At 69.6% G+C, this 11,901-nt stretch carries 12 protein-coding genes and 1 riboswitch; of the genes, 10 read left to right on the forward strand and 2 right to left on the reverse strand.

The window, feature by feature from the left end:
- The first annotated feature begins 375 nt into the window (after positions 1–375).
- Together AS594_RS21520 and AS594_RS21525 are read left to right on the forward strand one after the other, a co-directional pair.
- A complete protein-coding gene (locus AS594_RS21520) occupies positions 376–2,733 on the forward strand; it encodes an immune inhibitor A domain-containing protein (protein ID WP_107358072.1) in 2,358 nt (785 codons plus the stop codon).
- Positions 2,734–2,855: 122 nt separating this feature from the next.
- Complete coding sequence (locus tag AS594_RS21525; RefSeq protein WP_069930672.1) at positions 2,856–3,170, forward strand: hypothetical protein; 315 nt, start codon at positions 2,856–2,858, stop codon at positions 3,168–3,170.
- A gap of 30 nt (positions 3,171–3,200) precedes the next feature.
- Here AS594_RS21525 and AS594_RS21530 read toward each other — a convergent pair whose 3' ends face one another.
- Both AS594_RS21530 and AS594_RS21535 read right to left on the reverse strand, forming a co-directional pair.
- Positions 3,201–3,785, reverse strand: a complete 585-nt coding sequence (locus tag AS594_RS21530) for an isochorismatase family protein (protein WP_069928587.1) — start codon at positions 3,783–3,785, stop codon at positions 3,201–3,203.
- Positions 3,786–3,961: 176 nt separating this feature from the next.
- Positions 3,962–5,290, reverse strand: a complete 1,329-nt coding sequence (locus tag AS594_RS21535; RefSeq protein WP_069928588.1) for a nicotinate phosphoribosyltransferase — start codon at positions 5,288–5,290, stop codon at positions 3,962–3,964.
- A gap of 81 nt (positions 5,291–5,371) precedes the next feature.
- On the opposite strand from AS594_RS21535, the gene clpS reads away from it, so the two are divergent.
- The 8 genes from clpS to AS594_RS47590 all read left to right on the forward strand — a co-directional run bounded on the left by clpS (position 5,372) and on the right by AS594_RS47590 (position 11,836).
- Complete coding sequence (gene clpS, locus AS594_RS21540; protein WP_037649048.1) at positions 5,372–5,686, forward strand: ATP-dependent Clp protease adapter ClpS; 315 nt, start codon at positions 5,372–5,374, stop codon at positions 5,684–5,686.
- Positions 5,686–6,288, forward strand: a complete 603-nt coding sequence (locus tag AS594_RS21545; RefSeq protein ID WP_069928589.1) for a DUF2017 domain-containing protein — start codon at positions 5,686–5,688, stop codon at positions 6,286–6,288. Before clpS ends, AS594_RS21545 begins: the two co-directional genes overlap by 1 nt.
- 347 nt (positions 6,289–6,635) lie before the next feature.
- Positions 6,636–8,084 (forward strand): amino acid permease, encoded by a 1,449-nt coding sequence (locus AS594_RS21550; protein ID WP_069928590.1) that lies wholly within the window; start codon positions 6,636–6,638, stop codon positions 8,082–8,084.
- Positions 8,085–8,152: 68 nt separating this feature from the next.
- Positions 8,153–8,569: a M67 family metallopeptidase gene (locus tag AS594_RS21555; RefSeq protein WP_069928591.1), complete on the forward strand. Its 417-nt coding sequence runs from the start codon at positions 8,153–8,155 to the stop codon at positions 8,567–8,569.
- A gap of 69 nt (positions 8,570–8,638) precedes the next feature.
- Positions 8,639–8,773, forward strand: a riboswitch (cobalamin riboswitch).
- Between the two features lie 104 nt (positions 8,774–8,877).
- Positions 8,878–9,816, forward strand: coding sequence for an ABC transporter substrate-binding protein (locus AS594_RS21560; RefSeq protein WP_069935954.1), 939 nt, complete (start codon positions 8,878–8,880; stop codon positions 9,814–9,816).
- Between the two features lie 11 nt (positions 9,817–9,827).
- The gene (locus AS594_RS21565; protein WP_069928592.1) at positions 9,828–10,880 is read left to right on the forward strand and encodes a FecCD family ABC transporter permease; all 1,053 of its coding nucleotides are present in this window, start codon (positions 9,828–9,830) and stop codon (positions 10,878–10,880) included.
- Positions 10,877–11,653: an ABC transporter ATP-binding protein gene (locus tag AS594_RS21570; protein WP_069928593.1), complete on the forward strand. Its 777-nt coding sequence runs from the start codon at positions 10,877–10,879 to the stop codon at positions 11,651–11,653. The genes AS594_RS21565 and AS594_RS21570 overlap by 4 nt, the downstream gene beginning before the upstream one ends.
- Before the next feature lie 69 nt (positions 11,654–11,722).
- On the forward strand, positions 11,723–11,836 hold the full coding sequence (locus AS594_RS47590) for a putative leader peptide (RefSeq protein ID WP_338120175.1): 114 nt from the start codon (positions 11,723–11,725) through the stop codon (positions 11,834–11,836).
- The last annotated feature ends 65 nt before the right edge of the window (positions 11,837–11,901 follow it).

The following is an 11,901-nucleotide window of genomic DNA, read 5'->3' on the forward strand; positions in this document are numbered from 1 at the left end:
ACTCCAGGCGACTCTACGACGGTGAGTGCCCGCACGGAACGGGTAGTAAGCGTGACCTAACCCACGGTGCCGGTGCATCGGGGGCGCACAGAGTCATTTCCCGTCCCGACAGGTGGGATCGACGCGCCCTGCGGCCGGGTCGCACCCGGGCGAAAGCGTCCGCTATCCGGAACTGAACATCTACATAGTGCACTTGAGCTGCTCAAGTCAAGATCTGTCTTTTCTTCGGCAACTCCGGTCGAATGTCGTCACTTGAGACGCGCGCCGCGCCCGGAACCCCTCACCCTCTTCCGTGCTGACGCGGCCCGCGGGGGAGGACATCATCAAGTGACCACCAACAGAGGGCGGATCGCAGCCGCCGCCGTAGTCGTGGCCATGGCCGCGACCGCCGCGACGGGATCCGCATTCGCCACCGTCCGGGCCGACGACCACCCGGCGGGCGCGAAGGACACGGCCGGCATCGAGCGCCGCGACCCGGCGCCCGCGAAGGGCCATGTCGAGCACGATCTCGAAGGACCCTTCAGTAAACAGCAGGAGTTGGAGCGCAAGGCGGCCCTGGAGCAGGTCCTCGCCGGCGATGCCACCGTGCACAAGCGCGGCGGGTCCAAGGTCGTGAAGCTGGACGACAAGAAGTACGTCGAGCTGGGCCGCGAGAAGACCGACAAGATATTCACGATCCTGGTGGAGTTCGGCGACAAGGTCGACGACACCACCATGTTCGACCCGGACGGCGACGGCCCCGAGCCGCCCGTCAAGAAGTACGGCGGCGAGCCCGGCCCCGCGCACAACCGGATAGCCGAGCCGGACCGTTCCGAGGACAACTCGACGGCCTGGCAGAAGGACTACGACCAGAAGCACTTCCAGGAGCTGTACTTCGGCGAGGGCAAGGGCAAGGACTCCCTCAAGACGTACTACGAGAAGACCTCCTCCGGCCGCTACTCGGTCGACGGCGAGGTCTCCGACTGGGTCAAGGTCGACTACAACGAGGCCCGCTACGGCTCCAACTACTGCGGCGACAGCAACTGCGCCAACGTCTGGGACACCGTCCGCGACGGCGTCACCGCCTGGGCCGCCGACCAGAAGGCCAAGGGCAAGACGGACGCCGAGATCAAGGCGCAGCTCTCCGGTTACGACCAGTGGGACCGCTACGACTTCGACGCCGACGGCAACTTCAACGAGTCCGACGGCTACATCGACCACTTCCAGATCGTCCACGCGGGCGAGGACGAGTCGGCGGGCGGCGGCGCCCAGGGCGAGAACGCCCTGTGGGCGCACCGCTGGTACGCGTACGGCACGAACGCCGGCAAGACCGGCCCGGCGAACAACCCGGCCGGCGGCACCGAGATCGGCAAGACCGGCATCTGGGTCGGCGACTACACGATGCAGCCGGAGAACGGCGGCCTCGGCGTCTTCGCCCACGAGTACGGCCACGACCTGGGCCTGCCCGACCTGTACGACACCTCGGGCAAGGGCGAGAACGGCGTCGGCTTCTGGTCGCTGATGTCGGCGGGCTCCTGGCTCGGCAAGGGCAAGAACGAGATCGGCGACCTGCCCGGCGACATGACCGCCTGGGACAAGCTCCAGCTGGGCTGGCTCGACTACGACACGGCCAAGGCCGCGACGAAGTCGAAGCACAAGCTGGGCGTCTCGGCGTACAACACCAAGAACCCGCAGGCGCTCGTCGTCGAGCTGCCGAAGGTGCCCGTGACCACGACTGTCGTGAAGCCCGCCGAGGGCTCCAAGCAGTGGTGGAGCGACATGGGCGACGACCTCAAGAACACCCTGACCCGTTCCGTGGACCTGACCGGCAAGGCCAAGGCCGAGCTGTCGCTCCAGGGCTGGTGGGACATCGAGGCGAACTACGACTGGCTGTACGCCGAGGTCTCGGCCGACGCGGGCAAGACGTGGAACGCCGTCGACGGCACGGCCGACGGCAAGGCGCTCCCGCGCGACGCCGCCGACAAGCCGGGTCTGACCGGTGTGGGCGGCGCGTACAAGAAGCTCGCCTTCCCGCTGGACGCGTACGCGGGCAAGAAGATCGACCTGCGCTTCCGCTACCAGACGGACGGCGGCGCGGGCGGCAAGGGCTTCGCGGCCGACGCGATCACGGTGACCGCCGACGGCAAGCCGCTGTTCACCGACAACGCCGAGGGCGACGACAACGGCTGGACGGCCAAGGGCTTCACGCGCGTCGGTGAGTCCTTCACCAAGGAGTACGACCAGTACTACCTGGCCGAGAACCGCCAGTACGTGTCCTACGACCGGACGCTGAAGGTCGGCCCGTACAACTTCGGGTTCGCCCCCACGCGGCCGAGCTGGGTGGAGCACTACCCGTACCAGAACGGCCTGATGGTCTGGCTGTGGGACACCTCGCAGAAGGACAACAACACCAGCGCCCACCCGGGCAAGGGCCTGATCCTTCCGGTCGACGCGCACGCCAAGCCGCTGAAGTGGGCGGACGGCAAGCTGCTGCGGAACAAGATCCAGTCCTTCGACTCGACCTTCAGCAGGTACCGCACCGACGGCTTCACGCTGCACAGCGCGAACGTGCCGCTGAAGCTCGCGTCGCAGAAGGGCGTCCCGGTCTTCGACGACCGCAAGGGGACGTACTGGTACAAGGAGAACCCGACCGGTGGTGTGGACGTCCCTGACACCAACACCAAGATCTCGATCGTCAGCGAGCCCAAGAGCGGCTCGACGATCACCGTGAAGGTCGGTCCGTCGACCAAGTAGTTCGTAACATCGCAGGTCAGAGCATGAACGGCCGTCGCCCTCTAGCGGGCGGCGGCCGTTCACGTTTAGATGCCTCTTGACCAGCTCTTGTTGACACGACGTCTTATGGGGGATTGATCGGCATGTCCGGTGGAGGTTTCGTACGGCTGCCCGGCGGCAGCGTGGTGGTGGCTCTCACGCTGCCCAGCCCGGAGGCCGAGGGCCGCATGGTCCGCGTCCTGGTCCACTCGGTGAACCGGGCCCGCGCCCTGACCAGGCTGCGGAACCACGGTCTGCGGGCCGTCTACCTGCGGGGCAACGCGCACCCGCCGACGCCGGACGAGATCACCGCCGTACTGCACCACCCGGACGGGCTGCTGTGGCGTACGGCGCCGCAGGAGACGGTGGAGCTCTGGCACCCCATACGGGCGCTGCTCAGACCCGTACGCCCGGCCTAGGAGGCGCGCGGCGGGCCCCCGGGCGGCCGGCTAGACCACCGGCTTCCCGGACAGCTCCACGCCCGCCTCGCGCATCTCCTCCAGCGCCCGCTCCGTCGTCGCCTCGGACACGCCGGCCGTCAGGTCGAGCAGTACGTGCGTGGTGAAGCCCTCGCGGACCGCGTCCAGGGCCGTCGCCCGCACGCAGTGGTCGGTGGCGATGCCGACCACGTCCACCTCGGTGACCCCGCGCGCCCGCAGCCAGTCGGCCAGCCCGACACCGTTCTCGTCGGTGCCCTCGAAGCCGCTGTACGCCGCCGAATGGGCGCCCTTGTCGAAGACCGCGGCGATGGCGCCCGAGGCGACGGCCGGCGCGAAGTTCGGGTGGAAGCCCACGCCCTCCGTACCGGCGACGCAGTGCACCGGCCAGGAGCGGACGTAGTCCGGGGTGGCGGAGAAGTGGTCGCCCGGGTCGACGTGGTGGTCCCGGGTGGCGACCACGTGGCGGTAGCCGGCCGGGGCCTCGCCGATCAGCTCGGTGACGGCGGCGGCGACGTCGGCACCACCCGCCACCGCGAGGCTGCCGCCCTCGCAGAAGTCGTTCTGAACGTCTACGACGATCAAGGCGCGGTGCATGGCGGGGGCCCTTCGGTGGGGATGAGGCGGTGGGGGGTGCGTGTCCTGTTGTGCGGGCGTTGGTTCCGAGAGTAGAGATTCCAACGGCCTTGCGGCAGGGGGCCTTTGGCTGCTAGAGGGTCGGCGACGCCCTCGGCGCCCGCCCTCTGGCTTGCCGCTGCCCGCTCACCCGGCGTTCATGCGTACTCGGTGGGGATCACCGGCTCGCCCCTGGAGAGCTGCACCGCCGACATCGGCAGGGCCCCGCGCGCCGCGATGTGCCGCTCGCGTACGTCGTCCAGCGGCTCGCGCGCCACGACCTCGCCGCCCTTGACCAGCTCGACCTGGAGCTGCCGGCCGGCCAGCTCCGGCGGTACGGGCCCGGTGCCGACGACCTCCGCCTCGGCCACCCCGTGGGCGTCCGCCCGGCGCGCCGCCCACTTGCGCCCGCCGATCGAGGTCTTGCCGCCCGTCGACTTCTTCGCCACCGGCTGGAGCGGCGCCTTCGGGTCCGCCGATGCGGCCCTGGCGACCAGCTTGTAGACCATGGAGCAGGTGGGGTGTCCGCTGCCGGTGACCAGCTGCGTTCCGACGCCGTACGCGTCCACGGGTGCCGCCGCGAGCGAGGCGATGGCGTACTCGTCGAGGTCGCTGGTCACCACGATCCTAGTACGGGTGGCCCCCAGCTCGTCGAGCTGCTGGCGCACCCGGTGCGCGACCAGCAGCAGGTCGCCCGAGTCGATACGGACCGCGCCCAGGTCCGTCCCGGCCACCTCGACGGCGGTACGGACGGCCTCGGCGACGTCGTACGTGTCGACCAGCAGCGTCGTACCGCTGCCGAGCGAGGCGACCTGCGCCTGGAAGGCGTCGCGCTCGCTGTCGTGCAGCAGGGTGAAGGCGTGCGCGCTGGTGCCGACGGTGGGGATGCCGTAGCGGAAGCCGGCCGCGAGGTCCGAGGTGGAGGTGAATCCGCCGACGTACGCCGCGCGGGACGAGGCGACGGCGGACAGCTCGTGCGTACGGCGGGCGCCCATCTCGATCAGCGGCCGGCCGCCCGCGGCGGCGGCCATCCGGGAGGCGGCGGCCGCGATGGCCGAGTCGTGGTTGAGGATCGAGAGGATCACGGTCTCCAGGAGCACGCACTCGGCGAAGCTGCCCTCGACGCGAAGGATCGGCGAGCCCGGGAAGTAGACCTCGCCCTCCGGGTAGCCCCACACGTCGCCCGTGAAGCGGTACGAGGCGAGCCACTCCAGCGTCGGCTCGTCGACGATCGCGTGCTCCCGCAGGAAGCCGAGCACGCCGGCGTCGAACCGGAAGTTCTCCACGGCGTCCATGACCCGCCCGGTGCCCGCCACCACGCCGTACCGGCGCCCCTCGGGCAGCCTGCGGGTGAAGACCTCGAAGACGGAACGCCGGTCGGCGGTACCGGCCCGGAGGGCGGCCTGGAGCATCGTGAACTCGTACTGGTCGGTGAAGAGCGCTGTCGACGGCACATCCACCGGCAGCCCAAGGTCCGCAGTGTTCATGGCAAAGATGCTACCCCCAATCTCGTCAGAGTGACGATTTCTACGTGGCCGTTTGTGCGAGGGTCCCTCCCGGGTGGCACCATGGGACAAGTGAGTACGGCTCCCGCAGAGATCGAACGCCCGGAATCGGCCGAGGAAACCTCCGCCGTCCCCGAACCCGACGTCCCCTGGGTGACGCTGGTCCACAACGACCCCGTCAATCTCATGAGCTATGTCGCGTATGTCTTCCAGACGTACTTCGGCTACTCCAAGGACAAGGCGCACAAGCTGATGCTGGACGTTCACCACAAGGGCCGCGCGGTCGTCTCCAGCGGCAGCCGCGAGGAGATGGAGCGCGACGTGCAGGCGATGCACGGCTACGGACTCTGGGCGACCCTCACGCAGGACCGCGGCTGATGGCCGGGCTCTTCGAGCAGATCCCCGGCGGCGGCGTGGCCGTCGCGCTCGACGAGGTCGAGATCTCGATCCTGCGCAGCCTGGCCGTACAACTGCTCGAACTGGTCGGACCCGGCGACCAGCCGGCGGCGGGCGAGGACCCGCTGGCCGCGCTGTTCGCGCAGGGCCCCAGCGAGGCGCCGTCCGACCCCGCGCTCGCCCGGCTCTTCCCCGACGCGTACGGCGATCCGCAGGCCGATCCCGACGACGCGCACGAGCGCGAGGTGCGCGCCAACTCCGCCGAGTTCCGGCGCTTCACCGAGAACGACCTGCGCGAGCGCAAGCGGGAGGACGCCCTCGCGGTCGTCCGCAGCCTCGACACGCTGGCCACCGGGGGCGAGGGCGGCGCCGTACTCAAGCTCACGGACGACGAGTGCAAGCGCTGGCTCGGCACGCTCAACGATCTGCGGCTGACCATCGGGACGCGCCTGGAGGTCACCGACGAGGACGAGAACGGGGAGCTGTACCGGCTGCCGGACTCCGATCCGCGCAAGCCGATGGTGATGGCGTACCTGTGGCTCGGCGCGCTCCAGGAGAGCCTCGTCGAAACGCTCATGCCCTGAATATGCCCTGACCTGTCCTGACATATCACTCATGGCGTTCGCTCAACGGACACTCAAATCCGGATAACGATCGGATTAACGCCTGGGGTCCCTTTGGGGCTCCAGGCGTTACTTGTCCCATTTTTCCCGTGGTGTGCGCCACATTGGGCGCAGTGGATCACTGTTGCGGGCGTGATAAATCTTCACGACCGCCCGGGGACGCCACCCCTGTCCCCGGGGGCGCTGACGCCGGCTGACCCCGGCACGCAACTCCATTCCACATCCGGGGGCCGAGCCCCTCAAAGGATCGTCACAGTCGATCCGAGCCGTTCAAGGCCGGATCGGCATGGAGAAAGGCGCGACACACCATGACCTCAGTGCAGGTCGACAAGCAGCACGACGGCAGTGAGGCCGAAGGCGCGACATCCGGCGAGGGTTACCAGCGCGGACTCGGGGCCCGTCAGATCCAGATGATCGCGATCGGCGGCGCCATCGGCACCGGCCTCTTCCTCGGCGCGGGCAAGGGCATCTCCATCGCCGGCCCCAGCCTGATCCTGGCCTACGCCATGGCCGGCCTCGTCATCTTCTTCATCATGCGGGCGCTCGGTGAGCTCCTCATGTACCGCCCGGTCTCCGGCTCCTTCTCGGAGTACGCCCGCGAGTTCGTCGGCCCCTTCGCCGGCTTCGTGACCGGCTGGACGTACTGGCTCTTCTGGGTCGTCACCGGCATCACCGAGGTCACCGCGGCCTCCGAGTACATGCAGTACTGGACCAAGGGCACCGACGGCTGGACCGATCAGCCGCAGTGGGTCTTCGCCCTGATCTTCACGGTCCTCCTCTTCTGCGTGAACCTGATCTCCGTCAAGCTCTTCGGTGAGCTGGAGTTCTGGTTCTCGATGATCAAGGTCACCGCGATCGTCGGCATGATCCTCATCTGCGCCGGCATCCTCACCCTCGGCTTCTCCGACGCCGGCGACACCGCCTCGGTCACCATGCTCTGGGACCAGGGCGGCTTCTTCCCCAACGGCATCGGCCAGACGCTGATGACCCTCCAGCTGGTCATGTTCGCCTTCCTCGCCGTCGAGCTGGTCGGCGTCACGGCGGGCGAGGCCAAGGACCCGCAGACGGTCCTGCCCAAGGCCATCAACACCGTCCCGTGGCGCATCGCCGTCTTCTACGTCGGCGCGCTGATCATGATCCTGTCGGTCGTCCCGTGGACCCACTTCCAGCCGGGCGTCTCGCCGTTCGTGGCGGCCTTCGAGAAGATGGGCCTCGGCGTCGGCGCCGCCATCGTCAACTTCGTGGTCCTCACGGCCGCCCTGTCCTCCTGCAACTCGGGCATGTACTCCACCGGCCGCATGCTGCGCGACCTCGCGCTCAACGGCCAGGGCCCGAAGTTCTTCACCAAGCTGACCAAGAACGGCCTGCCCCTCGTGGGCACGTCCTTCTCCGCCGCCCTGATGCTGGTCGGCGTGTGGATCAACTACCAGTGGCCGGGCGAGGCGTTCAACTACGTCGTCTCCTTCGCGACCATCTCCGGCATGTGGGCCTGGATCATGATCCTGGTCAGCCAGATCCGCTACCGGGCCAAGTCCGACCGCGGTGAGCTGCCGAAGTCCTCCTTCCGGGCCCCGGGAGCGCCGTACACGAGCTGGTTCGCCCTGCTCTTCATCGGCATGGTCATCGTGATGATGGGCGTCGACAAGGACGCGCGCATCTCGCTGTACTGCGCGCCGCTGTGGGCGCTGCTGCTGGGCGTGTCCTGGCTGGTGCTGAAGAAGCGCAACAGCGGGCAGGCTGCCGCCGAGCAGAGCTGATCCCAGCATGTGGTCCCGTCCGTACCATCCCTCGGTACGGGCGGGGCCCTTTGCTTATCCTGGGGCCCATGCTGACCCTTTCCCAGGCCCTGTACGACCAGATCGTCGCGCACGCCCGCGCCGACCACCCCGACGAGGCGTGCGGCGTGGTCGCGGGACCGGCCGGGTCCGGGCGCCCCGAGCGCTTCATCCCGATGCTGAACGCCGCCCGCTCGCCCACGTTCTACGAGTTCGACTCCTCGGACCTGTTCAAGCTCTACCGCGAGATGGACGACCGGGACGAAGAGCCCGTGATCATCTACCACTCGCACACGGCGACCGAGGCGTACCCGTCCCGCACGGACATCAGCTACGCGAACGAGCCCGGCGCGCACTACGTCCTGGTCTCCACCGCCGACACCGACGACGCGGGCCCCTTCCAGTTCCGCTCGTTCCGCATCGTGGACGGCGTGATCACGGAGGAAGAGGTCAAGGTCGAGGCGTAGCCCGGCCCCGCCACTGCGCCGTAAGGCTCCGGCCCGAATGATCTCCACACGGGACGCAGTGACAGACTGTGCACGACCCGGGCGGCAGGACCCAGGAAGCCGGTGCGAATCCGGCACGGTCCCGCCACTGTGACCAGTCATGACGACCGCCACGGCCATCGCCATGCCTGGAAGCCAGGAACTGACCTGCCGCCTTCCGCACCACCGACCAGGGGACGAGGAAATCCCCCGGAGGAGGCACCACCGTGTCCGGCCGTACCTGGCTTTCCCGCCGCGCGCTCCCCGCCGTCGCCGCAACCGCCGCCGCCCTGCTCCCCCTCACCGCCTGCACCACGGCGGACGACGCACCGGAGACCGCCGCGAAAGCGGCCCCCCGCTTCCCGTACACCGTCACCAACTGCGGCGTGAAGACGACCTACAAGGCACCGCCCACCCGCGTCGTCACCATGAACCAGCACGTCACCGAGGTCATGCTGGAGCTCGGCCTCGCCAAGTCCCTGGTCGGCACCGCCTACCTCGACGACAAGGTGCTCCCCAAGTACGAGAAGCAGTACGAGGCCACCCCCGTGCTCGCCAAGGAGTACCCCTCGTACGAGAAGCTCCTCGCCGCCAACCCCGACTTCGTGTACGGCGGTTACGCCTCCGCCTTCTCGCCCGGCGACGGCCGCAGCCGCGACACGCTGAAGAAGTCCGGCATCGACTCCCGCCTGAACACGGAGTACTGCGCCGACGGCAAGACCTCGATGGAAGCCCTCTACCAGGAGATCCGCGAGGTCGGCCGCACCTTCGGCGTCGCCGGCCGCGCCGAGCGCTGGATCGACGAGGCCAAGGCGGTGAACGCCGCCACCGAGAAGAAGCTCGCCGGCGTCGACCCGGTCTCCGTCTTCGTCTACGACGGCGGCGACAAGACCGCCTCCACCGTCGGCGGAGCGGGCATCGGCCACGAGATGGTCGGACGCGCGGGCGGCGAGAACGTCTTCGCCGACCTCCCCAAGCCCTTCGCCGACGCCTCCTGGGAGACCGTCGTCGACCGCCGGCCCGAGGCCATCGTCATCCTCGACTACGGCAGCACCACCGTCGCCCAGAAGAAACAGCGCCTCCTCGACGACCCGGCCCTCGCCGACGTCCCCGCCGTCAAGAACAAGCGCTTCGCCGTCCTGCCCCTGTCCGACATGGTCCTCGGCGTACGTGCCCCGGCCGCCGTCGACAAGCTCGCCCGCCAACTCCACCCCGAGCTGAAGAAGTAGCGGGCACGGACGTGAGCTGCGAGACCCCCGCCGCCCGCGGGCGGCTGCGCTACACCCTCCTCGTCGCCGCGCTCGCCGCCCTCCTCGCGGCAGCGGCGGTCGCGGGACTCGCCCTCGGCTCGGTACGCATCCCCGCCCCGCAGGTCCTGGAGATCGTCACCGGCGCCGCCGACGCGGGCCCGTACCGCACGATCGTCCTCGACGTACGGCTGCCCCGCGTCCTGCTCGGCGCCGTCGTCGGCGCCGGGCTCGCGGTCATCGGCACCGTCCTCCAGGCCCTCGTACGCAACCCGCTCGCCGACCCCTTCCTCCTCGGCGTCTCCTCCGGCGCCTCCGTCGGCGCGGTCGGCGTCATCGTCCTGGGGATCGGCGCCGGCCTCGCCACCACCGTCACCGTCCCGCTCGCCGGCTTCGCGGGCGCGCTCGCCTCGCTCGTCCTCGTCCACGCGCTCGCGCGCGGCGGCGGCGCCATGACCACCGGACGCCTCCTCCTCGCCGGAGTGGCCGTCTCCTACATCCTGTCCGCCCTGACCAGCCTGCTGATGGTCACCTCCGCGCGCGCCGACCACCTCAAGGAAATCCTCTACTGGACCCTCGGCGGCCTCGGCAGCGCCCGCTGGGACATGCTCGCGCTCCCCACGACCGTCCTCGCGCTCGGCACAGCCCTCCTCGTCACCCTCGCCCGGCCGCTCGACCTGCTCCTGGCCGGCGAGGAGGGCGCCACCGTCCTCGGCCTCGACACCGGCCGCTTCCGCGCCGCCGTGTTCGTCCTGGCCTCGCTCCTCACCGGCGTACTCGTCGCCTTCAGCGGCGCGATCGGCTTCGTCGGCCTGATGGTCCCGCACGCCGCCCGCATGGCCGTCGGCGCCGGACACCGCCGGCTGCTGCCCGTCGCCGCGCTCGGCGGCGCGGCCTTCCTCGTCCTGGCCGACCTGGCCGCCCGTACGGTCGCCGCACCCCAGGACATCCCCGTCGGCGTACTCACCGCGCTCACCGGCGGCCCCTTCTTCCTGTGGCTGCTGCGCCGCCGGGCGTACGGCACGACCGAAGGAGCCCCCGCATGACGACCCTCACCGCCGAAGGGCTCTCGTACGGCATCGGGGGCCGCCACCTCGTCGACGACGTCACCCTGACCGCCGCCGACGGCGAGACCGTCGGGCTCGTCGGCCCCAACGGCAGCGGCAAGACGACCCTCCTGCGCTGCGTGTACGGAACCCTGCGCCCCACCCACGGCCGCGTCCTCCTCGACGGCGACGACCTGCACGCCATGAGCCCCAAGACCCGCGCCCGGCGCATCGCGACCGTCCCCCAGGACGGCGGACAGGGCGGCTTCGAACTGACCGTCCGGGAGGTCGTCGCCATGGGCCGCTCCCCGCACAAGCGCTTCTGGGAACAGGACACGGCCGCCGACGACACCCTCGTACGGGACGCCCTCGCCCGCGTCGGCATCGCGGACCTCGCGGCGCGCGCCTTCCCGTCCCTGTCCGGCGGCGAACGCCAGCGGGCACTGACGGCGCGCGCCCTCGTCCAGCAGCCGTCCCTCGTCGTACTCGACGAGCCGACCAACCACCTGGACATCCGCTACCAGCTGGAGATCCTCAGCCTGGTCCGCGACCTGGGCACGACCAACCTGCTCGCCCTGCACGACCTGAACCTCGCGGCGTACTACTGCGACCGCATCTACGTCCTGGACGGCGGCCGGGTCGTCACGTCCGGCACCCCCGAAGAGGTCCTCACCACCGACCTCCTGCACACCGTCTACGGGGTGTCCGCCGAGGTCAGCATCCATCCGACGACCGGCTCGCCGACCGTCGTCTATCTACCGGTGTCCAAGTGACGAGCACATTTCGCCCACAATGTGAGATCACATACCGGCAAGTGGGCCGGGAATCTATACGATGACCGCATGGTTCCCCACGACGTGAGTGAGACGACGCCGAGCACCGTGCTGCTCGTGGCGCGCCTGCACGTCGACCTGTGCCGGCTCGCCAGCGCAATCTGTACGGCCCGAACGGCCTGAGCCGCGGGCCGTCCGGCACACGTACACGCACACGCTTGCCCCTGCGCGGGGGACGAACTGCCGCG

Source organism: Streptomyces agglomeratus, assembly GCF_001746415.1.
Taxonomy (GTDB): Bacteria; Actinomycetota; Actinomycetes; order Streptomycetales; family Streptomycetaceae; genus Streptomyces; species Streptomyces agglomeratus.